This window comes from Nonomuraea sp. B19D2, assembly GCF_040137845.1.
Taxonomy (GTDB): domain Bacteria; phylum Actinomycetota; class Actinomycetes; order Streptosporangiales; family Streptosporangiaceae; genus Nonomuraea.
In genome coordinates, this window is the sequence record NZ_JBEFAK010000017.1 from 127,891 (window position 1) to 152,133 (window position 24,243).

A 24,243-nucleotide genomic window follows, 5' to 3' on the forward strand; every position below is an offset into this window, starting at 1 on the left:
TCACTAGTGTCCGATATTCCCGGCGAGAGAGACCCATGCATGACCACGTTCCTCGACGGAGCGGTCGCCGATCCCGAGCGATTCTCTGCCGTCTTCGATGCCCACTACGAGGAGATTCGCAGCTACATCGGCCGCCGCCTCGACCTCGACGTCGCCGAGGACCTCGCCGCCGAGACCTTCCTGATCGCCTTCCGCCGGCGTGACGGCTTCGACGCCGCCAAAGGCGGCATCAGGCCTTGGCTGTACGGCGTCGCCACCAAACTCATCGGCCGGCACCGACGTGCCGAGCTGCGGCGATACCGGGCACTGGCCAGGTCGGGGCCGCCTGCCGACGAGGACAGCCATGACCAGCGGGTGGTGGATCGGGTCGCGGCGCGGGTGACCGTACGGCAACTCTCGGCCGCACTGGCCGGGCTGTCGCGCGGTGAACGCGACGTGGTGCTGCTCATCGCCTACGGCGAGTTGACCTACGACGAGGTGGCGGCGGCGCTCGGCATCGCCTACGGCACTGTCGCCTCCCGGCTCAGCCGGGCCAGAACCAAGCTTCGTGACGCATTGGGAGTTGAGGTGTGATGAAGGAATTCCAGCTCATCGACGAGGTGATGCCGCAGGTGCCGCCCGCCGACCACGCCACGGTGATGGCCGCCCGCGCCCGGATGCTGGGCGCCGCCCGGCGGCGGCACTGGCCGGTCTGGCCCAAGGTGATGCTCGCGGCGGTGGCGGTCAGCGCGGTGGTAGCCGGGGGCTTCGTGGCGGTGCCTCTCCTGGGCGGGGCGGACGTCCAGACGGCCGCGGTGCCGGAGGCGGACGCGGTGCTTGCCGCAGCGGCCGACCGGCTGGCCGCCCAGCCCCCGGGAACCGGGGCGTGGTGGCGGCGGGAGATGGTGCAGGTGGCGCGGATGAAGACCGCGACCTACACCGTCGAGCAGCGGGTCAGGGACGTGCTGTGGGCGAGCCGGCAACGCGGGTATCGGACACAGCGCGGACCCGTCTCCGCCAAACCGCTCACGCCCACTGACGCACAGGCGTGGAAGGACGCGGGCTCGCCCGACCTGTGCGACGGCTGCCTGTCGGGAAAGACCTACTTCACCCCGCTGAAGATGACGACCAAGCCCGTGACGGAACTGCCCACCGAACCCGAGGCGCTCAAGGCCGAGATGCTGCGGGCCAACGACAAGGAGACCCCAGAGGCCTGGCTGTGGGGGGCGAGCAAATGGCTCCTTCTCGACGTCGAGAGCACCCCTGCCACCAGGGCCGCGCTCTACCGTGTGCTCGCCGGCCTGCCGGGTGTGCGGGTGGAGAACGACGTCACCGACATCGACGGCCGCATCGGGGTCGCGCTGACCTACGGCGAAGCGCCCACCCGTCAGCAGATCATCATCGATCGGGACAGCGGGCAACTGCTCGCCATCCAGGAGGGTGACGGGTCCTCGGCGTATGTGATCAAGCGGCTGGGCTGGACCGACGACCCAGCGCCGAAGGAGTCGACCTTCTCATGACGCGTCGGGGTCCCGGTAGTAATGGCGGCAAACCAACGAGGTTGCTGCTGACTTGCTGAGACTTCTTGAGAAACACGATCACTGGACGGCGAGCCAAGATCTATCCATGCAGGTCAGAGCTATGTTCGTTGGACTTTCCGGGATAACTACCGGGACCTCTAGGAGATCAATCGGATCGTCCTGGTTGATCATCGGGAGGTCGGCCGTCACGATGGCCGTGTTCAGAGTGACGTGAGTCACATGGCAACAGCCCTCCCGATATCGATTGGCGGCGACCTCGGGAGGGCCGTGCGAGCGTGCCCGGAGGCACCTTGATCACGGTAGAGGTCGACGCGGCTGAGGTCGAGCGGCGATTACGAGCAGGTGAGATCACGTGCCCGTCGTGCGCGGGAGCGCTGACCGGATGGGGCTTCGGGCGTCGACGCCGGCTGCGGGGCATGGGCGAGGCGCTGATCGAGGTGCGGCCTCGGCGGACGCGGTGCAGCTCGTGCGCGCGGACGCACGTGTTGCTGCCGGTCACAGGATTGCTGCGGCGGGCTGACGGGGTCGAGGTGGTCGGGGCCGCGTTGGAGGCGAAGGCCCGGGGCGTGGGGCATCGGCGAATCGCTGCCGGCCTGGACCGCCCGCCGTCGACGGTTCGGGGCTGGCTGCGACGGTTCGCCGTGTCGGCCGAGCGGGTGCGGGCCGTCTTCACCACGGTGCTGGTGCGGGTGGCGGGCAGCACGCAACTGGTCCTTCCCGCAGCGACGCAGACCGCGTCCGCCGACGCGGTGGCCGCCGTCGTCGCCTTGTCCATGGCGGTGGGGCGGCGCTTCGCCGGGGGCTCCTTCGTCGACGCGTTGTCCCCGTGGCTGGTGGCCTGCGCGGTGACCGGCGGTCGTCTGCTGGCGCCACCCGGTCGAGGCGAGTTGATCAACACGAGTGCGCTCTTGGGAGCGGTGATGTGAGCGCGGCACCATTCCCGGTGATCTTTGTCGTCGATCATCGAGGGAGTGGTGCGAGGGTGTCGAAGGCCGATGAGGAGGCGCGTCGGCGAGCCGAACGCGCCCAGAAGGTGGGGCTGTGGCGATATCAGCTCATCCGGGAGGCGGCTGATCCGGAGCTGACGACCCGGCAGCGGGGCCGACTGGTGCGGGCGCTGGCCGGGAGCACGCGCGAGGGCCCGTTCGGGGAACCGATCCTGGTGTCGCGAGGGACGATCGACCGGTGGATCCGCGACTGGCGGGAGGGCGGGTTCGAGGCGCTGGTCCCGCATCCGCGTAACGTGACGCCGCGGACGCCGGAGCAGGTGCTGAACCTGGCGGCGGCGTTGAAGAGGGAGAAGCCGGAGCGGACCGCGGCGCAGATCGTGCGGATCTTACGGTCCGCCTCGGGCTGGTCGCCGTCGGCGCGGACGTTGATCCGGCACTTCGACCGGCTCGAGCTCAACACCCGCCCGGACGGCCAGGCCCCGCGCGCGTTCGGCCGGTTCGAGGCCACCCATCCCAATGATCTTTGGACCGGAGATGCGCTTCACGGCCCTAAAATCGCAGGTCGAAAGACGTTTCTCTTCGCGTTCATCGACGACCACAGCCGCCTGATCGTCGGTCATCGGTGGGGCTATTTCGAAGACACCGTCCGCCTGGCCGCCGCTCTTCGCCCCGCGCTCGCGGCGCGGGGCGTCCCGCAGATGATCTATTTCGATAACGGCAGCGCGATGGTCGACGCCGCGGTGAAGCGAGCCGCAGCCCGCCTCGGCATCAAGATCGCGCATTCGGCGCCGGGCCGTCCGGAAGGCCGGGGGAAGATCGAGCGGTGGTTCGGCGAGGTCAGGCGCCAGTTCCTGGTCGAGATCGCCGGTGACGGGGAAACCTCGGGGACGAAGGTCACCAGCTTGACCGAGCTGAACCGGCTGTTCACGGCCTGGGTGGAGACCGCCTATCACCGGCGGGTCCACTCCGAGACCGGTCAGACACCCCTGCGGCCAGGCCCCGGCCGAACGGGGTCTTGCTCAGGCCGAAGAGCCCTGGAGCTTGTCCATCATGGGAGAGTCGTCGTCACTTTCTCGTCGCCGGGACCGGGCAGAGCGAATGCTGGAGGGGTCAGGTACTGGGATCGGCAGGGCCGGGGTGGCCTGAGGGGCAGGCCGGTCGAGGGGCTGGGGCGAGTCGGGAGCGACTGCGGCATCGCTGCCGGGGCCGCCGGGCTGGGTGTCGTCCTCGCCGGTCATGGCGCATCATCGCCCGGGTGTTCTTCGTCGACACCGTGGCCGCTGCCCTGGTCAGGGGCTTGCTGGCGGGGGTCGGTGAGGGCGGCATAGTTGATGCCGGTGGCCAGTTGCTGGTCGTGGCTGGTCTCCAGCAGCCGCAGGTAGTCGATGCCGGTCGAGGTAGGTTCGGACGTGGCGGGCATCTCGGGTTTGGCCTTGGGGTGGGCGTTGCGGGTGATGGCCTGCGGGATCGCCATCCCCTGTGGCCTGCCGTTCCAGCGGACCTCGACCATGTTCAGATCGAACGGGTCGAAGACCAGTTCAACGGTGCGGCCGATCAAGGACGCGTCGACCTCGTAGAAGTTGGAGAAGAGCTGAACCGTGCTGGTCTTGCGGACCTGCCGGCGTTCGCTCCACTTGAACGCCTCGGTCAGCGCCGCCGGGGTCGGGGTCGGGAACGGCGCGTCCGCGCAGCCGGCCATCCATGGCCCCCGCCATGCTGCACCGCCATGCCGCCCACTCCGAAGCCATCGCCCGCATCGCCTGGTGCGTCGCCGAACGAGCGTTGGGCGTGGTCACCGGCGAAGTCGGAGTCGGCAAGACCGCCGCGACCAGAGCCGCGATCTTCGGCCTCGACCCAGCCCGGCACATCGCCATCTACCTCGGTAACCCCGACGTCGGAGTACGCGGCATCCACACCGCCATCGTCACCGCCCTTGGCGGTGTCCCCAAGAACCAGAGGGCCACCCTGATCCCCCAAGCCAGCGACACGCTGGCCACCGAACAAGCAGAGCGGGGCCGCACACCTGTGCTCGTGATCGACGAGGCGCACATGCTGGCCCACGATCAGCTCGAATCGGTGCGCATGTTGACCAACTTCGACATGGACAGCTCCTCCCCGTTCGCCACGTTGCTGATCGGCCAGCCCACGCTCAAGCGCAAGATCAAGCTCGGGGTGCTGGCCGCTCTCGACCAGCGCATCTCTGTCCGCTACCACATGACCGGGATGACGCCCGAGGAGACCGCCGACTACATCCGGCACCACATGACCCTCGCCGGCCGCTCCGGCCCGCTCTTCAGCAACGACGCCATCGCTCTCATCCACGAAACCGCCCGCGGCTATCCCCGCTCGGTCAACAACCTCGGACGGCTGTCCCTGATGGCTACCTACGCCGCCGGCAAGACCATCGTCGACGAATCCGCCGCCCGCACCGCCGTCAACGAATCCGCCGCGCCAGACTGACCATCACCACGCCAGTTTGAACACCACGACCCCGACCGAGCACCCTCGGCGGGGTCGTTCCACACCCGGCCATGCTCAACGCCAGTGTCACCTTCATCAACATCTTGAGTGACCGCGCACACCCACCTGACCCGCCTGGCCCGCCGGATGGTCGGCCGCACTCCCCGATCGCTCAAAGCGGCCATCGACGCGCCCGGTCACGCCGGCGCAGCGGTCAGAGCGAGACGCCGACCAGCTTGGTGAGAAACCGGTCCACCTGCTCCTCCAGCGGCGGCAGCACCAGGTCCGGCTGGTTGAGGCGCATCGAGACGGCGCCGTGGACGGCCGCCCTCAGGTCCAGCGCGACCGTGGCGACGTCGCCGGCCGGGGCGAGCCCGGCGTCCATGCAGCGCTGGATCGCCGTCGCGGTGCGCTCGCCGAGCACCTTCTTGAACGGCATCTCCATCCGCTGGTTGAGCGTGCTCTCGTGGAGCACCTTATATAGTCCCGCGTGCTGGTAGGCCCACTGCCCCTGGAGGAGCACCCGGGCGCGCAGCTTGGCCACCGGGCCGTCGGATGCGCCTTCCGCCTGGTCGATGGCGTTGATGAGATCGCTGTGACAGCGTTCCATGGCCGCGAACACGAGGGCGTCCCGATCGGCGAAGTGGATGTAGACGGACGTCGCGGCGATGCCGATCTCGCGTGCCACGGCGCGCAGCGACAGCGCCTGGTCGTCGGCGAGTTCGTCGAGCAGCCGGAGCGCGGCGGCGACGATCTCCTCGCGCAGCCGTTCGCCCTGGCCCCGCCGGTTGCGGCTGCGGGCGCCACCTTGGGCTGGGGTGGTCGTGTCCATGCCCGCCATTGTATTGGGGACAGACATTGCGCTACGGGCGTAGCGCAACAGCTGTTAACCATCGTGCCCGCCTATCCTCCGGCGGCTGGTTTCCGTTCAACGGCCTCCCGGGTCGCGGACGGCAGCAGGGGCAGCAGCCGGTCGCGGCGGTAAGGCGGGCAATGCGCGAGCAGCCCGGCGATCGTGGCGGGCGGAAGGCGGCTCAGCGCCTGACCGGCCGGGCCCTCCGGCATCGCGGCGACCGCCAGGCCGGCCTGCCGGAGATCGATTGCGGCCATCGCCTCGATGGCCGCCGCGGAGTGCCGGTCGTGCATGTGACCGAGCACGCGTCCGCGGTGGTGGGTGTCCATCGCCAGTACGACCCCGGCCACGAGGTCCGGGTCGCGCACCTGGTCCAGCAGCCAGCCCATGCGGCCGGGGAGCAGCATTCCCAGGATCTTCGCGCTCTTCGCCGGCTGGCGGCACATCTCCTCCACCGCGGCGGTCGTGAACAACTGCCACTGCTGGGAGAGGAGCACCGCCGCCTCGCCGGCGGGCAGCGCGAGGACCATCGAGCCTCTTTCCGCGGCGGCGGCACCGGCGAGCGCCCGGCGCACTCGTTGCGCTGCCACGCCACCATCCGTGCCCGCGCCGTTCCCGACTCGGCCGCGGCTCCGGTTCGCTCCGGAACCGCCGCCGCTCATCCCTCCGGCCCCATTCGCCCTGTCCACTCGCGGAGGCGGAGGCGGAGGCGGGAGCAGGGGCGGGGGCGGGGGCGGTCCCGTGGTGGAGCCCTGCGATGTCCCACGGGGCCCCGCCCGGAAATTGCCCCTGGCGACCTGTTCCAGTTCCCGCGCCAGCTCACCGGCCTTCATCCGGTTGTCCGGGCTCCTGACCAGCAGCCGGTTGATCGTCGATTTGAGGCTGCTCGTGCGGATCATGGGGTGCGGCGGGAAAGCGAGGATGGCGTTCCTGGTGGCGTCCCCGGAGCTCCGGTGGAAGGGCGGACGTCCCTCCAGGGCCGTGTAGAGGGTGGCGCCGAGCGACCAGAGATCGGACGCCTCGCTTGCCGGCTCGCCGCGTAGCCGCTCAGGGGCGGTGAAGTCCGGGGTGCCGACCACCTGACCGAGCATGGTGATGCGCTCGTGGCCCTCGATGGCGGCGATCCCGAAGTCCACCAGGACGACCTGCTTGGCAGCGGTGATCAGGATGTTGTCCGGTTTCACATCGCGGTGGAACACCCCCACCGCATGGGCGGCGGCGAGCGCGTCGAGCGCCTGGGCGCCGATCCGCGCCACGGCGGGCTCGGACAGGATCTCCCCTTCGATGCGCTTGCTGAGCGCGTCGCCCCGCACGTAGTCCATCACGATCCACGGGCCGTCCGGGACGTCGAGCACGTCGAGGACCCGGACGATACCCGGGTGGTCGATCCGGGCCAGCGCCTGCGCCTCCACTTCCGCCCGTTTCTTCAGTTCTGCCGGGCGCCCGACGTCCGCGCGTACCTGCTTGAGCGCCACCACGCGGTCGAGCTTGCAGTCCCGGCCGCGCCAGACCCGTCCCATGCCGCCGGCCCCCAGGTGCGCCTCGATGACGAACCGGCCGGCGATGCGGTCACCAATCATCGTTCAGTCCGGCGGGCTCAGCGCGCCGACCGTCACCGGTACCGACCGGCCGGGAAGCACGATTGTCGCGGAGATTGCGAAGCGCCTCGTCCTCGAAGCTCCTGGGCTCGAGGTGCTCCGCCCGCGGGGGCGAGGACGGCGTGCCGGATTGGTGGAAAACTTCGGTACGGGGTTCGTCCGCGATGTACGGCCGGGTCGCGCCTTCTCCCCAGGCGGCCCGCCGCGGCCGTCTGTCCGCCTTGTAGATCTTGTCGATGGCCGTCTCGATCTCCTGCTTCTCCAACGCGGCCACGATCGTGTCGTAACTACCAGGCCGCTGCATCAGCTTGACGAGGACCGGCAGACACTCGATGAGCAGGATGAACAGGAACAGCAAGAGCCTGGCCATGTTGAGGGTCGCGTTGTCCTGCGACACCCTGCCGAGCGCCTCCAGCCGCAGCATCAGGCCGTCGGACCCCGTGATCTCGGCGGCGAAGCCGTCCCGGAGCCCCGACTGCTGCTTGGTCAGCTTGTCCAGCTCCGCCTGCACGCCGCGCAGGTCCTGCTCCGCCTGGGCCAGCCTGCTCGCCTTTCCGGCCTCTTGGGTGTCGCCGAGTTGTTTCTTGCGCTGCTCGATCTGCTGGTTGATCTCATTCACCCGGTCGCGGGCGGCTCTGTACGCCTCCTCCGCCGCCTTCGCAAGAGGCCCGGACCCCTTCTTCGCGCATTTGGGCGGCCCGACGTACAGCTGGCACTGCCATTCCTGGTAGAACTTGTCCCGCTGCTTCACCGCCTGCTCGCGCGACTTGCTCAGCTCCTGGATCCGGGGATCGGCCGCCGGATCGAGAGCGGTCTCCCCGCGGGAGGCGATCACAGCTTGCAGTGCCGCCGCGGACTTCTGCAGCGCTGTTATGCGCCGGCCGGTCTCGCCCCCCTGCTGCGTGCGGGTGAACGCGTCGGCCTTCTCCTGCTGGATGTCGACGATCTCGGCATCGATCTCGGGCTTGAAGATCTGCAGGACCAGCGGCGTGGAGATGACGGCGCCCAGCAGCAACGCGAGGAGCACGCGGGGCAGGGCGAGCCAGAAGCGCCGCCCGCCTTGGACCGGCAGGGACGTGACGAGCCATCGGTCCAGGCTCAGGATCGCCACGCCCCAGACGAGGCCGATCAGGACGGCGACCGGCAGGAACACCTTGAGCGCAGAGGCGAGCGCGAATGTCATGGAGATGGCGGCGATGCAGGCCGTGGTCAGGATGGCGCCACCCAGGCCGTGAAACCTGGCGCGCTCCCCCCTGCACTGCTCGAGCACATCCGGACGGGCACCTGACAATACGATCAACCATCTACCGACCACGCGCGGCTCCGGGGAGAAGGGACAGGGCGCTGTACGCCCTACCCCGTGAGTAATCCACTGACTACCATAAACAACCGGCAATCTTGATTTATCGCAAGAGACTATGTTCGGCAGCCCCCGCCGCTTCCCCAAGGAGCAAAGAGCGATCACAAACCACCAGAAATCGGACAGAGAATTGATAATCCGCCTTTATCGCCATACGTCCCGCCAATTATGTCAAAACGTGGTTTGCAACGAATAAACGTTCGAATCTGGCGGGAGATTCTTTGAACCATTTCGCAGAGGGCGGGTTGCGCGCCGATCTCACCGATCTGATCGCCTCGTTCAGGGAACGGCTGGCCGTCGCCGAGATCGACGCCGCCGGGATACGGATCTTCGAGGTCCGCGTCGACGACGTCGGCACGCCGTACGACACGCGCAGAGCCGCCGCCAAGTGGTCCACCTTGACCGCCTCTGGCGATGAGGTCTTCGACGCGGTGCTCCGGGTCGCCGACGATCTGATCTCCGCCGACGAGGAGGACCCAGTGCTGGTGGTGCGCTCCGCCGACGGGCCCGAACAGGAGGCGGCCCTACGCGCACTGCGACAACGGCGCCCGTCGGCCCAGGTCGTCGAGGCGCCCGGGGTCAAGGTCGGGGAGCTGCTCGCCGAACTGGTCGCCGGCGCGCCCCTGCGTCATGCGTACGACCTGATCGTGGCCCGCAAGCGCGCGGACGACGGCCGGCTCGAACTGGTGGGACGGCGGCTCTTCGGCTCCGGCGCGAAGCCCGGGGACGAGGCCCAGGTGACCGTCACCTGCACCGCGCCGACCGGCATGTTGCTCGCGGTCTCCGCCTGGTCAGGCCTGCTCGAGCCGTCGGAGCTGGTGTCGGTGGAGCACGCGCCGCTGCCGCCCGGACGGCATGTGCTGCGGGCGGTGCTGGAACGGCCCGGCGTCGTCCGCTTCCCCGAGATCCCCGGCCTCCAGCCGGACACGCGTCCGTGGGCGGAAGTGGTGGCCGCACTGCCGGACCGGCTGGGACCCGCGCCCCGGCCCGCGCACCTGGTGTGCGCCATAGAGACGGCGGGGACCATGGAGGAGTTCGAGGCCCGCTGCCACTGGGCCGGCTACGTCATCGACCTCCTCGCCGAGCGCCGTCTCGACCTCCAGCAGCTCGAGGTGTCCGTCGTGGGATACGGCACCCACGTGTTCGGCACCAGGCACGCGGACCGTACCCGGCCGAGATTGGCCGTCTGGTCCGCCTCCACGGCGCAGGCACGGGCCGCCCTGGAGTCCCTGCAGCCCACCGCGCCGACTTACCCGAACGCCGCCCAGCTCGAGGACGTGCTCGCGGAGGTGCACGCCCGGCTGCTCTCCCACCAGGGCAACCCACGGACGGCGCTGCTCACCATCGGGGCGCGCCCGCCGCATCCTCCGCGGTCCGGCCTCGACCGCGTGCCTCCCTGCCCCTCGCGGCACGACTGGCTGGCGCTGCTGCACGAGCTGGAACAGCGCCTCGAGCTGAGGAGCGCGGCCATCTGCGACAGTCCGCCCGCCCCCTCGTCCCCCTGGCATCGGCTCGGCTCGGCCGCGCTGTTCCAGGTGGATGCGGTGAACGCGGAAGAACTCGTCATCCGGCTCGGCCTGGCGAGCGAGCCTGCCGCCGCGCTTTCCCTTCCCTTCGTCTCCCAGAATGAGGACATCGGTGGTCGACACTGACTCCGCCCCCGGCGATCCTGAGCGCGGTCGCGAGCCCGACATCGCGATGTGGGGGGCTTCGGGCAGCGGCAAGACCGCCTTCCTGGCGGCGCTGAGCATCGCACTGAACAAGGCCCCCGACGCGGGCTGGCGGCTCATCGGGGAGAACCCGGTGTCCCGGACAGAACTCGCGAAGCTCCGCAACACGCTGCTGCAGGCGCGCACGTTCCCGGCCCCGACCGAGGCGCTGACCCACTACAGCTGGATGATCATCGGCCCGGCGGAGGCGCCGCGCAGACGATGGTGGTGGCCGTGGACCACGCAGGTGACGAAGGCGCCGAAGGTCAAGCTGGACTTCCTGGACCTGCGCGGCGACCTGTACGCCGAGTCCGAGACGAACATCGACAAGAAGGCGCTGGTCGACAGCCTGGTCAAGAGCCGCGGGCTGATTTACATGTTCGACCCGGACCGGGAGGCCCGGGTGGGCGACGCCTTCAAACACCTGGACGCCGCGCTGCACGAGGTCGCCGGGCGGATGCTCGTCGGGGACGAGTACGAGGACGGCAAACTGCCCCACTACATCGCGGTCTGCATCACCAAGTACGACGACCCCAGGGTGCTGAGAATCGCGATGGAAGAGGGGTACACGGAACGGGATCCCACCGATGAGCTGCGGATCCCCCGTGTGCCTGAGGATCGGGTCCGCGATTTCTTCCGGCTGCTGTGCCGGGAGGCCCAGGACCACAACGCGGAGATGATCCTCGACCTGATCGAGGCGTTCTTCCACGAGGACCGCATCAGGTACTTCGTAACGTCTTCGGTGGGCCTGTTTATCGATGAGGATTTCGGCCGTTTCGACGCCGACGATTTTCTCAACGTCATCGACAACGCGAACGGCGGGCTGACGATCCGGGGGGCCGTCCGCCCCCTGAACGTGATGGAGCCCGTGATCTGGCTCGGCCGCATGCTCCGGCCCGGCGCGATGAGGAGCAGACGATGGGAGGACTGACCGCCCACTGGGCGATTCTCGGCAAGACCCCGGAGAGCCTGGACGACTACAGTGTGATCGGCTGCAGCACGGGCGCGATCAGCAACGCCGACTTCGGCATGTGGCTCAAGGCGTTCACCTCCGGCACCATGGAGCCCAAGGCCCTCCCCCGGGTGGCGACCAGCTACTTCGCCGCCGGCCCTGACGGCGAGCCCTGGCTGGGGCTGTCCCTGCAGACCGAGCCGAAATCCCAGGACGGCTTCCAACGCCCGTACGCGATGACGCACTATGTCTGCGTACGCTGGGCGGACGTCGTTTCCGAGCCGTCCAGGGTGTCGTACCGGGCCCTGTACGAGGCGCTGCGGGAGGGGGAGTTCTCCGGCGACCGGCCCTTCCAGCTCTCCCTCGCGGCGTACGACGAGCGTCATCTCGCCGGTGAGGTGAACGGCACGGCCCGGCGGGCGGCGGCGCTCCTGCTCACCGGGCGGCCCGTGTGCGTGGTGCGGGCCGGCCATCTGTCCATGGACCGGCGGCTGGACTTCCTCGACGCCGTGGCGGCGCTGCTTCCGTACGGGTTCCGCCACACGCTCGCGGTCTCGACGTGGACCAACAGCGCCTCCCGGCACCGGATCCGCCTGTCCTTCGCCGAGGTGTCGCCCACCCACGGGACGTGGGAGCTGCCCTGGGAGGCCGGTGAGCCGGCGGAGTCGTACCCGCCCCAGGCGCTGTTCTACGAGAAGGAACTGGAGCGCTATCAGGGCGACGACCTCGGCGAGCTGATGAGGTGGCTCGCCACCTTGGCGGAGCCGCGCGACTTCGACAACGTGTCCCACCGCGCCGCGGCGTCCAGGCTGCTCCGCGGCCGTACCTCCCCTCGGCTCCCCGCCGCGCCCGACCAGCACACCGCCGTCGTACGCCCGCCGAAACCCTCGGTGGAGCACCTGCTGCACCAGTGCCGTGAGAGCATCGCGAACGCCGAGGAGCAGCGGCTCGGCGTCCTCAACACGCAGCTGGCGCAGCGGGCCCGCGAGCGGGTGCCGGACCGGGACCGTAAGACCTACCGGGTGTTCATCAGGGCGAACCCCATCCGCCCGCCAGAAAGGCTGGCCGATTCGGCCGTCGTGCGGAACTTCTTCGAGATCCTGCTACGGCTGCTGTACGCCTCGCCGATGCACGCGGCCGACGTCGAGGAGATGCTGGTCGATCTGGGCGGCTCGCGCCGATCGGAGCCCGACCTCCCGCCGGCGCTGCTCGCCGCGCTGAGCCGGCTCCTGCCGCGGAGCGCTCCCTCGGGCCGGTTGCTCATCGCGAACCTGCAGGGACCCCAGCACCTGCACAAGATCCTGGACGGCATGTCGGAGGACGAGTTGTTCCACGTCGCCGTCCGGTCCCGCAACCGCAAGGTGCTGGACATCGTCGTCTCCGAGGCGGACCGCCGCGCGGTGCCCACTGATCCACGGGCCATGGAGGCCGTCAAGTACGGGCTGACGCGACACCGCTATCTCATCGAGGCGATCAGCTCCATCTGCGCCGCCGAGGAGAGCATCCTCTACTACCAGGATGTGCTCTGGGTGAGCCATCGCCGGCTGCTCACCTCGGCCGACATCGAGGAGATCCTCGCGGACCTGGACCGCCCTCCCCAGACCTTCCTGCTCGCGATGGTGGCCGTGAGCGCCGCCGGAACGGCCTCGACCATGCTGCACACGCTGGCGGGCGGCGCGGTGCGCGAGCTGGGCCTGGCCGGAACGTCCGTCGCCAACAGCGTCAAGGCCGGCCTCGACCGCATGACCGCCCCCGAGGACGACGGCGACGGCCGGAGGCCGTGGTATCGCAGGCGTCCCGGACTGAGCAGGCTGAAGCCGGTCTCCACCCTCGGGAAGGTCCTCATCGCCGCCTCGATCATCATCCTCCTCGCGGCCCTCTCCGTGCGCCTGTGGCTATGACCCTCGCCCGATGACCGCGTCCGGGGCGTCGTCGTCAACCAGGAAGCCACCGGACTGGTGGTGCCAGAGCCGGGCGTAGGGACCTTGGGCCTCGAGCAGCTCACCGTGGGTGCCCTGCTCCACGATGTGTCCCCGGTTGAGCACGACAAGCCGATCCATCCGGACGACGGTGCTCAGGCGGTGCGCGACCACGAGCGCCGTACGGTCCTGCATCAAGTGCCACAAGGCTTCCTGGACGAGGAGCTCGCTCTCGGAGTCGAGGGCGCTGGTCGCCTCGTCCAGCAGCAGGATCGGGGCGTCACGCAGGATGGCGCGCGCCAGGGCGAGGCGTTGCCGCTGGCCGCCGGAGAGCTTGACGCCACGCTCGCCGACCAAGGTGTCGAATCCGTTCGGCAGGGACTCGGCGAACTCCGTGACGTGCGCCGCCCGCGCGGCCTGGAGGATCTCGGCATCGGTGGCGCCCGGCCGGGCGAACGCGATGTTGTCACGCACCGACCGGTGGAACATGGCGGGTTCCTGGGGGACGTAGGCGACAAGGCTGCGCAGGTCGGCCTGGCGCAGCCGGGTGATGTCCTGGCCGCCTATCAGGATCCGCCCTCCGTCGACGTCCATGAGGCGCAGCAACAGCCGGGTGAGGGTGGTCTTGCCGCCGCCCGACTGGCCGACCAGCCCGATCTTGGTGCCGCTGGCGACGTTCAGGTCCAGGCCCTCGAACAGGGGCGGGCCATTGTCGTGCGCGAACCTCACCCGCTCGAAGCGCACGCTTGCGTCGGCCGGGCGCAGCGGCTGCGGGTCGGCCGGGTCCACCACGGTCGGCGGCACGAGGAGCAGTTCGGTGAACTGGGCGGCCTCGGTGAGCACGCTCTCCATGCGCCGGTATATCTGGTTGAACTCGAACATGATGCTGATCGTGTTGGTGTAGTAGGTGAACGTCACCACGATGGCCTCCACGCCCAGGCCGCCTCGGAGCGCCACTGCGAGCAGCAGGCCCACGGCACTGGTGAGCACCGACAGCGGAGCGACGACGGTGTCCACCCGGAGGTTGCTGTAGTCCCAGGAACGCAGCGTCAGCTTGCGCTGCTCGGCGACCCTGGCCCGATGCTCGGTGGCTTCGCGATCCTCGGCGGCGAACGCGCGGACCGTCTCCATGTTGGCCAGCACGTCGGCGACGTGGCCCGACACCCGGACCTTGGCGGCCTCGCGTTTGTCGACCAGCTCCTGGCGACGGCGAATGAGCGGGGCGACGAGGAAGCCGGTGACGACGATGAGGCCCACGAGAACGAGGACCAGCAGCGGGTGGTAGCGCCACAGCACCACCGAGGCGAAGGCCAGCGGCACCAGCTTGGCCATGATCGAGAAGGTGAGCGTGTCGACGAAGGACTCGAAGCTGCCGGAGAATGACAGCACCCGTTTGGTCAGCGAACCGGCGAAGTTGTCATGGAAGAACGCGGCGTCCTTGGCCAGCAGCGCGTCCATGCCCACCACGCCGAGCCGCTCGATGCCCCGGGCGTCCGTACGGTTCAGGAAGTGCAGCCCCACCCGCCACAGCGCCTCGCCCGCCAGCAGCACCGCGCCGAAGCCGAGCACATAAGGCAGCAGCGCGGCGACGGAGCCGTCCCCGCCGCCGGACAGATGCCCCACAAGCCCGGCCACCGCCAGCGGCGCCAGATAGAACAGGCAGATGTTCCCCATCGCGGGCAGGATCAGCGTGGGCACCGTGACCCGCCGCTGGCGCACCAGCTCACCGCAGTAGTAGCGCAGTGCCAGCAGCACCGCCGATCTTCGTTTTGATGGACCGCCGCTGGAGTCCCCGAGTGATCCGAGCACAGCCCCTCCCCCTCCCCGCGTGCCGACACCCACCGTGGCCATGGTGCCGCAGCGCGTACGGGGGGAGCGAACGATTTTCCTGCCGCCCCGGCTACCGGAGCCGGGGTGTCAGGACGACTTCGTCAACCTGCCGCGGCTGTGCGGAGCAGCGGTTCGGCGGCGGTACGCAACGCCGACCGCACCGGGTCGTGCGCCCAGCCGAGGCGCTGCCAGTACGCGCCGATCGCCCGCTCGACCAGCAAGGAGTACCGGGAGTTGTGCAGCAGGCCCATGGCGTCGAGATCGTCGAAATGCACCTGGACCGGCTCGTATTTCAGTCATGATCAGTTCTCCGGGAGCAGCGCAGGGTCGGGACAGAGCGCGCAGCCGTTGCAGGACCGCGCGGCGGGCGTGGACGAGGGAGGCCGGCCCATCGTGCAGGCGGGAGTGGACGACGACCATCTCGCCGAGCGCGTCGATCTCGTACGCGAGCTGGGCCACATCCACGCCCTCGGCCAGTTCGCCCAGCGCCACGGCCTCGGTCGCGTGCCGCCTATATATGGGGTCAGGCAGTGTCCAGCGGTTCGTCGAGGACTTCGAGCCAGCCGTTGACCATCCGCACTTTCTTGCCGAGCGCCTGAGAAATGGCGGCCTGCCAGCGGGGATCGTGGTCGCGATGGCTGCGGATCACCTCGAACGGGGCTCGGCCGCGCAGCCCTTCGGGCGCGAGGTCGTCCGGGAGTCTCAACAACGACAGATCGGCGAGTGCCGGAAGGTCGGCTATGCCACCGAGGTCTTCCAGCGCGGGGCTGCCCCACAGGGTCAGCCGGCGCAACGCCGGGAGGTCGTGACCGGTTCCCGGCGTGCGCAGCGCGCGGCATCCGTCCAGCCACAGCTCGGACAGGGCGGGCAGGCCGTCGAGTCCGTCGAGGGTCTCCAGCTCGTCGCAGTAGCGGATGGTAAGCCCGTTCAGTGACGCCGAGCGCGGGATGGAGGAGGCGTCGGTGAGGGGCAGCCCGGACAGGAGGAGCTCACGCAGCGCGGGCGCGGCGGAGAGAGGCGAGAGATCGCGCACATTGGGGCTGTCGACGATCGAGAGCCAGCGGAGCGCCGGCAGCTGCTCGATGTCGGCGAGCGAGGCGAGGCCGGCGCAGTCGCGGATCACGAGCACCTCCAGTCCGGTGAGGCCGGTGATCCCGCGCAGGTCGGTGAGTTCGGCGCAGCCACTCAGGTCGAGGCGGTTGATCTCGGGATGGGTGCCGAGGCCCTGCAGGGACGTGAGCCGGGCGCATCCATCGATCTTCAGGGTGGTCAAGGCCGGTTTGCCGCTGAGCCCTTCGAGGTCTTCCAGATGGCGGCAGTGGGAGAGGTTCAGCTCGGTGAGAGCGGTGAGCTCCGCGAGGTCGGCGAGATGACTGATGCCGGTCCTGGACAGATTGAGCTCTTCGAGGCCGGTGAGCGCCTTGAGCGGGGCGAGGTCGGTGACCGCGCGGCAACCGCTCAGGGCGAGGGTGGTCAGCTTGGTGAGGCCGGCGAGCGCGTCCAGGTCGGAGATCTCAGGGCATTGGTCGAGATCGAGGTGGGCGAGGTCGCTGAGGGCGGCGATCTCGCCCAGGTCCGTGATGTCCTTACGGCGCGAGATGCGTAAGCGGCGGAGCGTCGTCAGGTGGCCCACGCCCTCCAGAGGGTGTTTCCTGCCGAGGTCGAGCTCGGTGCGGTGCTCTCGAGCGAAGGCGGGAGCGAGGAGGAGGCGGGCGAATTGGCCGCGGTTTGTGACAGCTGGCCAGAGTTTGAGCAGCCTGTCCGTCGGCGGCTCCGCTATCACGGCGAAGTCGGCGGCGAGTTCGGTTGCGGCCGTGGTGTCGATGCCGTAATCCATGACAACCAGCTCACGTATCGCCCGCCAGGCGCGGGACGGTGAGGGCGGCTTCTCCTCGCGCAGCAGCCCGCGGAGTACGGCCAGTTGAGGTGATTCACCGGTTCGGGAGGTCATGGCGATGGAGAGTGCCGTCCGTCCTGGCGGTTCCGCTATCCCTTGCGGGCGATGCCGCCGTACATGAGCCGCTGGCCCACGCTCAGGTGGCTCGGCACCGGCCCGTCCGGCCGCCACAGCGGCAGCGGCACGACGCCCGGCTCCAGCAGCTCGTAGCCGTCGAAGAACGCGGTGATCTCCTCCGGGGTCCGGAACCGTCCGGTGCCGAGCAGCGCGAGGTACTTCTTCTCCGCGTCCCGGGCCTCCTGGCTGGAGTCGCAGAAGTGCGTGACGAACAGATGGCTGCCCGGCGGCACCGCCTCCATGTACGCCTCGACGATCCCCTTGGGGTCCTCGTCGTCGTGCAGGTGGTGCAGGATGCCGACCAGCATCACGCCCACCGGCCGGTCGAAGTCGATGAGCTTGCGAACGGCCGGGTCGGCGAGGATCGCCGCGGGGTCGCGCAGGTCGGAGGTGACGACCGAGGTGTTCTCGTTCTCCGCCAGCAGCGCCCGCCCGTGTGCCAGCACCATCGGGTCGTTGTCGACGTACACCACCCTCGCCTGCGGGTTCGCCCGCTGCGCCACGTGGTGGGTGTTCTCGACGGTCGGCAGACCCGAGCCGAGGTCGATGAACTGGCTGACACCTTCGGCGCACATGAACCGCACACCTCGGCCGAGGATCTCCCGGTTGTAGGTCGCCACGTCGTAGATCTCGGGGACGACCTTCACGATCTCGGCGACGAAGGCGCGGTCGACCTCGAAGTTATCCTTGCCGTTCAGGACAACGTCATAAGCCCTGGCGATGCTGGGCCTGGTCGTGTCGATGCTGGCCTTCCATGCGTCCAAGTTGTCCGCCACCGGACGGTCCTTTCTCGCGGCTCCGGCCTTCCAGCTACCGATGATCATAGGGGCTCCGGGCGCGGGCGGGCGAAACGCGGTTTATGCCGGCATCGCGCCGGGACCGCCGTCGCGGATCCAGACGGTCATGTCGGAGAGGCCGCGGTTGGCCCAGGAGAAGTAGGGCACGGCGGTCAGCGCGGCGCCGCGTCGAGCGGGTGGGCGGTCGCTGTACAGCTGGTCGCCACCGGTGGCTTCGGCGGTGGCTTCGGCGGTGGCTTCGGCGGTGGCTTCGGCGTGCAGGGTGACGACGCCGGTCCGCTCGTCGGGGACGGCGCGGATGGGGACGTCGCGGGCGAGCGAGAGAGTGTGTACGGCGCAGTCGTGGTCGACGCCTTCCAGGCAGAACACGACCGGCCCGCGTTCGAGGGCGAGTCTGCCGGCGGCCGAGGCGACGGCGGGGTGCGCCCAGGTCCGGCGGACCGCCATGTCGAGGTCGATCTCGACCGTGTCGCCGCTCCGCCAGCTGCGGGAGAGGACGAGGTAGCCGTCACGGAGCGTGGGCTGGTGAACGGGTTCGCCGTTGACGGTGACGGCAGGTTGCCGGCTCCAGTCGGGGATGCGGACGGCCAGGGTGAACTCGGCCTCGTCGGCGGCGGGGGTGACGGTGACCGCCAGGCGGCCGTCGTGGGGGTAGCGGGTGTCCTGGCGCAGGATGACCTCACCGGCGGTGAGGGTGAAGCGGGCGGTGCCGGCCACGTAGAGGTTGACGACGGCTTCGTTGCTGCCTTGGGCGTAGACGTAGCGGCCGAGTTCGCTGAGCAGCCGGGCCAGGTTGGGCGGGCAGCAGGCGCAGTCGAACCATTCCTGCCGGGTGACGGTGCCGTCGCTGGCCAGGGGGTTGCCGTAGAAGTAGTGGGTGCCGTCGGCGGAGGCGCCGCTGAGCACGCCGTTGTACAGGGCGCGTTCGAGGGTGTCGATGTAGTGGCCGTGGCCGGTGAGGTTGCTCATCCGCTGCGCCCACTGGACGAGGCCGATCGCGGCGCAGGTCTCGGCGTAGCCGTGCGCGTCGGGCAGGTGGTAGTCGGGTCCGAAGCCCTCGATGCGGGGGTCGGAGCCGAGTCCGCCGGTGACGTACAGCTTCTTGGTGGTGAGGCTGGCCCACAGCCGCCGCACGGCCTGGAGCAGCCGGTCGTCGTCGTACTCGCCTGCCAGGTCGGTCATCGCGCTGTACATGTACATCGCGCGGACCGAGTGGCCGACGACCTCGGCCTGGTCGACCGCGGGCAGGTGGCTCTGGTTGTACTCCCGGAACCGCTGCACGTCCTCGGGCCGCCGCGGGAGTGTGGTGCCGAAGTAGCCGGGGGTGCCGCGGCGCTGCAGCTCGAGCTCGAAGTAGTAGGGCTGGTGTCCGCGCCAGTCGATGAGGCGCCGGCTGAGGTCGAGGTAGCGGCGCTCACCCGTGGCGCGGTAGAGCTTGACCAGCGCGAGCTCGATCTCCTGGTGCCCGCAGTAGCCGCCGGCGCAGGGGCCGTCGGGGCTGAAGACGGTGTCGATCAGGTCGGCGTAGCGGCGCACGATGTCGAGCAGCCGCGTCTTGCCGGTCGCCTCGAAGTGGGCGACACCGGCTTCGATGAGATGGCCGGCGCAGTACAGCTCGTGGGCGTCGCGGAGGTCGGTGAAGCGTTGTCCCGGCTTGACGACGGTGAAGTACACGTTGAGGTAGCCGTCGTCCTGCTGCGCGCCGGCCAGCAGCTCGATCGCCTCGTCGACGGCCTGATCGAGCTCGGGGTCATCGGTGGTGGCCAGGCAGTAGCTGGCGGCCTCGATCCACTTGGCGACGTCGCTCTCCCAGAAGATGTGCGGCTCATGCGGGTCCCCCGGCCGCCAGGACAGGCTCAAGGCGTCGAACTGCTGGCCGGGCCGGCGCATCTGGCCTTCCTGGTGCCGCAACGTACGGGTACGGATCAGCTCACGGCGCGGCGCCCAGAACCCGTCATCAATGGTGACCGCGGTCAGCGGCAGCGGGGTACGAGCCCGCACAGCAGCGGTTGGGGTGATGGTCACAAAAGGCTCCAAACACGGTGGTTATGAAATGGCAGGTCATTGAGCGGCAGCGGGGCAGACCCTCACGCGCCCGAAGCCGTTGGCAGGACCGCGGTGCCCCAGACGTAGGCGAAAGAGGCGAAGGCCGGTACGGCGACGCCGAAGACCGGGACCAGCCCCGGGACGAGGTAGTACGCGCAGAGGATCACGCCGACCACGAGCAGCGTGACGAGCGCCTGGACCGGGCGGGCGAGGACGAGGATCGCGCTCCGGCGGACGAGCGCGAACGGTCCTTCAGCGAAGTGGGCGGCGAGGATCCAGACGTTCACGGTCATGCACGACACGAACAGCGTCATGAGCCAGAGCACCGCACCGAGCAACGGCTCGACGACACCGAGGTCGGCGGCTTCCAGCAGCCGCCGGTCCAGCAGGAGCACCGCCCAGGCCGCCGCGAAGACATAGCCCACCACGTTGGCGGTGCGGAACTCCTGCCGCCAGAGCCGGCGGAACTCGCGAGGTGCGGCTGAGTTCAGGAACTCGCCGCGGATGACGCCGTACACCGCGGCGGTCGCGGGGAAGACGCCGAGCACGATGCCGCCGGCCAGGCTCCAGACGATCCACAGCAGGTGCAGCTTGACCAGCAGCAGGCCGACCTCGCCCGCCCTCGTGTGCCAGGTGAGGACGCGTTTCATCAGCCTTTCACCGACCCGATGAGTACGCCCTTCTCGAAGTAGCGCTGCAGGAACGGGTAGAGCACCAGGACCGGGAGGCTCGAGACGACGATCACGCCGTACTTGATCTGGTCGGCGTACTGCTGGTCGTAGCCGACGCCGCTGCCTCCGCCGGTTCCGGCGCCACCGGCGAACGCCTGATTGGAAAGGAGAATGTCACGCAGCACGATCTGCAGCGGTTGCAGGCTGTTGTCGCGGACGAACACCAGCCCGGTGAAGAAGTCGTTCCAGTGCTGGACCAGGTAGTACAGGCCGATGACCGAGATGATCGCCTTGGACAACGGCAGCGCGACCTTGGCGAAGTACTGCAGGTAGGACACGCCGTCGAGCAACGCCGCCTCGAACAGCTCCTTCGGCAGGGAGTGCTCGAAGAACGCGCGGGCGATGATGAGGTTGTAGACGTTCACCGCGGACGGCAGGACGAAGACCAGCCAGTTGTCCAGCAGGCCGAGATCGCGATAGAGCAGGTAGGTCGGGATCAGACCGCCGTTGAAGAACAGCGTGAACACGAAGAACAACATGAGGATCCGCCGCGGACGGAACTCCGGCCGCGACAAGGCGTACGCCGCGGGGATGGTCACGACGAGGTTCAGCGCGGTTCCGACCACGCTGTAGAGCAACGTGTTGCGATAGCCCGTCCAGATCCGGTCGTCGTTGAAGATCTGCTCATACCCGAAGAAGCTGATGCCTTTCGGCCACAGCCACACCTCACCGGTGGAGATCAGCGACGGATTGCTCACGGACGCGATCACCACGAAGTAGACCGGGTAGATCACCGCGAACAGGACCGCCACGCAGATCGCGCCGAGCGCGAGCATGAAGACGACGTCGCCCGGTGTCCTGTTGCGGAAGAATCCCTTGCTCTGCAGGTAGGTTCCGCTCACCACAGGCTCCAGTTCGATACGCGGCGGGCGATCGCGTTGGCGGCGATCAGGAACACGAAGTTGATGACCGTGTTGAACAGGCCGATCGCGGTGGCGTAGCTGAACTGCGTGCTGAAGATGCCGATCTTGTACACGTACGTCGCGATCACCTCGGACACCGGCAGGTTCAGGGTGTTCTGCATCAGCCACACCTTCTCGAAACCGGTGTTCAGTACGCCGCCCATGGTGAGGATGAGCAGGATCACCATGGTCGGCACGATGCTCGGGACGTCGACGTGCCGGATGAGCTGCAGCCGGTTCGCGCCGTCCACCTTGGCCGCCTCGTACAGCTGGGGGTCGACCCGCGACAGCGCGGCGAGGTAGATGATGCTGTTCCACCCGCAGTGCTGCCACACGTCGGAGATCACATACACCGGCACGAAGGCCGAGGTGTCGCCGAGGAGGTTCACCTCGTCGAGGCCGAAGAAGGCGAAGACCTGGGTGAGCAGTCCGGTGGACGGGTTGAGGAACGCCTGCAGCATTCCGACGATGACCACGATCGAGATGAAGTGCGGCAGGTACGTCGCCGTCTGCATGAACTTCTTGCGCCGGCCGCCGGCGATCTGGTTGATCATCAGCGCCAGCGCGATCGGCGCGAAGAAGCCCACCACGAGCGTGGTGATGCTGATGACGAACGTGTTCCGCAGCAACGGCCAGAACAGCGGGCTGTCGAAGAACTGCTGGAAGTACTTCAGGCCGGCCCATTTCCCGCCGGTGAGACCCGCGGTGAAGTCGAACTCCCGGAAGGCCAGCTGGATCCCGTACATCGGGACGTACATGAACAGGGCGATGAACCCCACGGCCGGCAGGACCATGAGCCACAGTTGCCAGTACCTGCTGACATGCCGGCCGAGGCCCAGGCCGGCACGCCTCCGGGTGCCGGCCACCGGCTTGCGAGCTGCGACGAGCGATTCCGTCATCAGTGCGTCTTCACGTACTCGTCGTAGTAGCGCTGGTAGACGTCGATGTTCTTCTGCAGGCCGGAGCTCTGGATCTGCTGGACGTACTTGTCCCACTGATCCTCGATGCCGCCCTTGGTGATCCACTCGGCGAACTTCGTCATCGTGCCGTTGAGGATCGTGGTGTTGTTCAGCGCCAGCTGGTTGGTGTCGTCCGGCGTCATCTGGATGAACTGGAACGGGTAGACGTCCTTTTTCACGTCCATGTTCTCCAGAGCCGCCTGCAGCGGCTTCGTCTGTTCGACGGCTTCGTCCAGGTCGGTCGGCAGCTTCACCTCGATGTCGTCCCGGATCCAGGTCGGGCCGGCGTCGGCGATCGTGACCGTCCACTTCCAGGTCGACGGGTCGGTCTTGGGGTCGGCCGGCGGGAGCACCTCGTACTCCTTGTCGCTGACCTTCTTGACGTACTTGCCGAGATCGCCCCACAGCACCTGCAGCGACATCTCCTTGTCGTAGAAGGCGTTGATGATCTTGAGCGCTGCCTGCTTGTTGCCCGTCTTCGCGGACATGACGATCTGGTTCGACGGGAAGTTCTCGCTGTTGGAGTCGTACGACCAGGCCACCGGCGTGGTCTGGCCGGCCTTCTCGAGCAGCGGCGCCATCGCCACGTACTGGTCGGCCAGCTCGGCGCCGAACCGGTCACTGGCCGTCCAGCCCCAGCTGAAGCCGACCTTGGCCACCTTGCCGGAGCCGCGCCCGACCGCCTGGTACGCCGAGTAGTCCTGCGTCATGACGTTCTTGCTGACCAGGCCCGCGGCGTAGCAACGGTGGATGAACTGGATCACCCGCTTGTAGCGCTCGTCGACGAGGAAATTGCCGACCTTGCCGTCCTCGAGGAAGTAGCCCTGGCCACCGCCGCCCGCGATCGGCAGGCCGACGCTGCCGAGCAGCACACTGGGCTGGAAGTACCCGAAGCCGCCCGTGCCGACGGGCGACCAGTCCATCGGGATCTCATCGTTCTTGTCGCCGTTCCCGTTCGCGTCCTGTTCCTTGAAGGCGACAAGAACGGTGAACAACTCGTCCCAGGTGGTCGGGACCTTCAGGCCGAGACGGTCGAGCCACTGCTTGTTGATGTACTGGTGGGTGACGGTCGTCGGCCAGAACCGCTTGTAGCCGGGGACCGAGTAGATCTCGCCGGTGGACAACGTGGCCATCGACTTCAGCTGCGGCTTCGCCGCGAACAGCGCCTTCACGTTCGGCAACGCGTCCAGGTCGTCGGCCAGGTTCTCAAACAGCGTCCGGTACGTGCCCAGGTCGGAATTCGTGATCGCATTGGTGCCGACGATCAGGTCCGGCACGTCGCCGGCCGCCAGCATGGTGGACTTCTTCTGGTCCCAGTCGGCCGAGATCTCCTGCCACTGGATCTTCACTCCCGCGATCTTCTCCAGCTGCTTGGGCCACTCCATCGTGCTTATCGGCTTGGTCAGCGGATGCTTGCTGACCGCGATCCGCAGCGTGTTCGGATCACTGTTGGAGCTCTTGCCGGAACAGCCGGCGAGTGCGGTGAGGCCCGCTGCTCCGGCCGCGACGACGAAAGCCCGGCGGGACAGGAAGGGTGAGGTGGCCATGCGGTCCTCCTAAGGGGGGACGGAGGGGGTGACCGAGGTCTCGGTGAATGTTTCAGCGATGTTAGGGACATTCGTTCAGCGATGTCAACGACGAGA

General features: G+C 68.5%; 21 protein-coding genes and 1 pseudogene. 8 read left to right on the forward strand and 14 right to left on the reverse strand.

Annotated elements, in window-relative coordinates:
* Positions 1–39 precede the first annotated feature (39 nt).
* The 4 genes from ABN273_RS29480 (at position 40) to ABN273_RS29495 (ending at position 3,798) form a co-directional block, all read left to right on the forward strand.
* Positions 40–573 carry an RNA polymerase sigma factor gene (locus ABN273_RS29480; protein WP_049557647.1) on the forward strand — a complete coding sequence of 178 codons (534 nt, stop codon included), beginning with the start codon at positions 40–42 and terminating at the stop codon, positions 571–573.
* Positions 573–1,499 carry a CU044_5270 family protein gene (locus tag ABN273_RS29485; protein ID WP_349452365.1) on the forward strand — a complete coding sequence of 309 codons (927 nt, stop codon included), beginning with the start codon at positions 573–575 and terminating at the stop codon, positions 1,497–1,499. The genes ABN273_RS29480 and ABN273_RS29485 overlap by 1 nt, the downstream gene beginning before the upstream one ends.
* 311 nt (positions 1,500–1,810) lie before the next feature.
* Positions 1,811–2,446, forward strand: coding sequence for a hypothetical protein (locus ABN273_RS29490; protein ID WP_349452296.1), 636 nt, complete (start codon positions 1,811–1,813; stop codon positions 2,444–2,446).
* 56 nt (positions 2,447–2,502) lie between these two features.
* The gene (locus ABN273_RS29495) at positions 2,503–3,798 is read left to right on the forward strand and encodes a DDE-type integrase/transposase/recombinase (RefSeq protein WP_349452297.1); all 1,296 of its coding nucleotides are present in this window, start codon (positions 2,503–2,505) and stop codon (positions 3,796–3,798) included.
* Here the strand turns inward: ABN273_RS29495 and ABN273_RS29500 are convergent.
* Positions 3,705–4,169: a Mu transposase C-terminal domain-containing protein gene (locus ABN273_RS29500; protein ID WP_349452298.1), complete on the reverse strand. Its 465-nt coding sequence runs from the start codon at positions 4,167–4,169 to the stop codon at positions 3,705–3,707. The two genes, ABN273_RS29495 and ABN273_RS29500, sit on opposite strands and share 94 nt — an antisense overlap.
* Positions 4,170–4,171: 2 nt before the next feature.
* On the opposite strand from ABN273_RS29500, the gene ABN273_RS29505 reads away from it, so the two are divergent.
* Entirely contained in the window at positions 4,172–4,930 is a 759-nt protein-coding gene (locus ABN273_RS29505; RefSeq protein WP_349452299.1) for an ExeA family protein, read from the forward strand.
* A gap of 214 nt (positions 4,931–5,144) precedes the next feature.
* Here ABN273_RS29505 and ABN273_RS29510 read toward each other — a convergent pair whose 3' ends face one another.
* The 3 genes from ABN273_RS29510 to ABN273_RS29520 form a co-directional block, all read right to left on the reverse strand.
* Complete coding sequence (locus tag ABN273_RS29510; RefSeq protein ID WP_349452300.1) at positions 5,145–5,762, reverse strand: TetR/AcrR family transcriptional regulator; 618 nt, start codon at positions 5,760–5,762, stop codon at positions 5,145–5,147.
* 71 nt (positions 5,763–5,833) lie between these two features.
* On the reverse strand, positions 5,834–7,363 hold the full coding sequence (locus tag ABN273_RS29515) for a serine/threonine-protein kinase (RefSeq protein ID WP_349452301.1): 1,530 nt from the start codon (positions 7,361–7,363) through the stop codon (positions 5,834–5,836).
* Positions 7,353–8,651, reverse strand: coding sequence for a DUF4407 domain-containing protein (locus tag ABN273_RS29520; protein ID WP_349452302.1), 1,299 nt, complete (start codon positions 8,649–8,651; stop codon positions 7,353–7,355). The genes ABN273_RS29515 and ABN273_RS29520 overlap by 11 nt, the downstream gene beginning before the upstream one ends.
* Before the next feature lie 311 nt (positions 8,652–8,962).
* On the opposite strand from ABN273_RS29520, the gene ABN273_RS29525 reads away from it, so the two are divergent.
* Genes ABN273_RS29525 through ABN273_RS29535 form a run of 3 tightly spaced genes read left to right on the forward strand, consistent with a single transcriptional unit; the run spans position 8,963 to position 13,303 of the window.
* The gene (locus ABN273_RS29525; RefSeq protein WP_349452303.1) at positions 8,963–10,393 is read left to right on the forward strand and encodes a hypothetical protein; all 1,431 of its coding nucleotides are present in this window, start codon (positions 8,963–8,965) and stop codon (positions 10,391–10,393) included.
* The gene (locus ABN273_RS29530; protein WP_349452304.1) at positions 10,380–11,381 is read left to right on the forward strand and encodes a hypothetical protein; all 1,002 of its coding nucleotides are present in this window, start codon (positions 10,380–10,382) and stop codon (positions 11,379–11,381) included. Before ABN273_RS29525 ends, ABN273_RS29530 begins: the two co-directional genes overlap by 14 nt.
* Positions 11,369–13,303, forward strand: a complete 1,935-nt coding sequence (locus ABN273_RS29535; protein WP_349452305.1) for a hypothetical protein — start codon at positions 11,369–11,371, stop codon at positions 13,301–13,303. The genes ABN273_RS29530 and ABN273_RS29535 overlap by 13 nt, the downstream gene beginning before the upstream one ends.
* On the opposite strand, the gene ABN273_RS29540 is transcribed toward ABN273_RS29535, so the two are convergent.
* From ABN273_RS29540 to ABN273_RS29580, 10 genes and pseudogenes are all read right to left on the reverse strand, one after another.
* A complete protein-coding gene (locus ABN273_RS29540) occupies positions 13,298–15,130 on the reverse strand; it encodes an ABC transporter ATP-binding protein (protein WP_349452306.1) in 1,833 nt (610 codons plus the stop codon). The two genes, ABN273_RS29535 and ABN273_RS29540, sit on opposite strands and share 6 nt — an antisense overlap.
* Positions 15,131–15,252: 122 nt before the next feature.
* Positions 15,253–15,426, reverse strand: a complete 174-nt coding sequence (locus ABN273_RS29545; RefSeq protein ID WP_349452307.1) for an acyl-CoA thioesterase family protein — start codon at positions 15,424–15,426, stop codon at positions 15,253–15,255.
* A gap of 139 nt (positions 15,427–15,565) precedes the next feature.
* Positions 15,566–15,643: pseudogene (locus tag ABN273_RS59645) on the reverse strand (hypothetical protein); the annotation flags it as partial.
* Between the two features lie 31 nt (positions 15,644–15,674).
* Complete coding sequence (locus tag ABN273_RS29550; RefSeq protein ID WP_349452308.1) at positions 15,675–17,102, reverse strand: leucine-rich repeat domain-containing protein; 1,428 nt, start codon at positions 17,100–17,102, stop codon at positions 15,675–15,677.
* 35 nt (positions 17,103–17,137) lie between these two features.
* On the reverse strand, positions 17,138–17,941 hold the full coding sequence (locus tag ABN273_RS29555; RefSeq protein WP_349452309.1) for an SAM-dependent methyltransferase: 804 nt from the start codon (positions 17,939–17,941) through the stop codon (positions 17,138–17,140).
* A gap of 81 nt (positions 17,942–18,022) precedes the next feature.
* Entirely contained in the window at positions 18,023–19,987 is a 1,965-nt protein-coding gene (locus ABN273_RS29560; protein ID WP_349452310.1) for a glycoside hydrolase family 127 protein, read from the reverse strand.
* A 62-nt stretch (positions 19,988–20,049) separates the two neighbouring features.
* Complete coding sequence (locus ABN273_RS29565; RefSeq protein WP_349452311.1) at positions 20,050–20,658, reverse strand: YesL family protein; 609 nt, start codon at positions 20,656–20,658, stop codon at positions 20,050–20,052.
* Positions 20,658–21,581, reverse strand: a complete 924-nt coding sequence (locus ABN273_RS29570; RefSeq protein ID WP_349452312.1) for a carbohydrate ABC transporter permease — start codon at positions 21,579–21,581, stop codon at positions 20,658–20,660. Before ABN273_RS29570 ends, ABN273_RS29565 begins: the two co-directional genes overlap by 1 nt.
* Positions 21,578–22,540 (reverse strand): ABC transporter permease, encoded by a 963-nt coding sequence (locus ABN273_RS29575; protein ID WP_349452313.1) that lies wholly within the window; start codon positions 22,538–22,540, stop codon positions 21,578–21,580. The genes ABN273_RS29570 and ABN273_RS29575 overlap by 4 nt, the downstream gene beginning before the upstream one ends.
* Positions 22,540–24,147 carry a type 2 periplasmic-binding domain-containing protein gene (locus ABN273_RS29580; RefSeq protein ID WP_349452314.1) on the reverse strand — a complete coding sequence of 536 codons (1,608 nt, stop codon included), beginning with the start codon at positions 24,145–24,147 and terminating at the stop codon, positions 22,540–22,542. The genes ABN273_RS29575 and ABN273_RS29580 overlap by 1 nt, the downstream gene beginning before the upstream one ends.
* Between the last annotated feature and the right edge of the window lie 96 nt (positions 24,148–24,243).

What these genes read in the sequence shown, in the direction of transcription:
- ABN273_RS29565 (WP_349452311.1), bottom strand. Translation starts at nt 20,658, where the DNA reads ATGAAACGCGTCCTCACCTGGCACACGAGGGCGGGCGAGGTCGGCCTG.
- ABN273_RS29515 (WP_349452301.1), bottom strand. Translation starts at nt 7,363, where the DNA reads ATGATTGGTGACCGCATCGCCGGCCGGTTCGTCATCGAGGCGCACCTG.
- ABN273_RS29580 (WP_349452314.1), bottom strand. Translation starts at nt 24,147, where the DNA reads ATGGCCACCTCACCCTTCCTGTCCCGCCGGGCTTTCGTCGTCGCGGCC.
- ABN273_RS29575 (WP_349452313.1), bottom strand. Translation starts at nt 22,540, where the DNA reads ATGACGGAATCGCTCGTCGCAGCTCGCAAGCCGGTGGCCGGCACCCGG.
- ABN273_RS29485 (WP_349452365.1), top strand. Translation starts at nt 573, where the DNA reads ATGAAGGAATTCCAGCTCATCGACGAGGTGATGCCGCAGGTGCCGCCC.
- ABN273_RS29535 (WP_349452305.1), top strand. Translation starts at nt 11,369, where the DNA reads ATGGGAGGACTGACCGCCCACTGGGCGATTCTCGGCAAGACCCCGGAG.
- ABN273_RS29505 (WP_349452299.1), top strand. Translation starts at nt 4,172, where the DNA reads ATGGCCCCCGCCATGCTGCACCGCCATGCCGCCCACTCCGAAGCCATC.
- ABN273_RS29500 (WP_349452298.1), bottom strand. Translation starts at nt 4,169, where the DNA reads ATGGCCGGCTGCGCGGACGCGCCGTTCCCGACCCCGACCCCGGCGGCG.
- ABN273_RS29550 (WP_349452308.1), bottom strand. Translation starts at nt 17,102, where the DNA reads ATGACCTCCCGAACCGGTGAATCACCTCAACTGGCCGTACTCCGCGGG.
- ABN273_RS29480 (WP_049557647.1), top strand. Translation starts at nt 40, where the DNA reads ATGACCACGTTCCTCGACGGAGCGGTCGCCGATCCCGAGCGATTCTCT.
- ABN273_RS29510 (WP_349452300.1), bottom strand. Translation starts at nt 5,762, where the DNA reads ATGGACACGACCACCCCAGCCCAAGGTGGCGCCCGCAGCCGCAACCGG.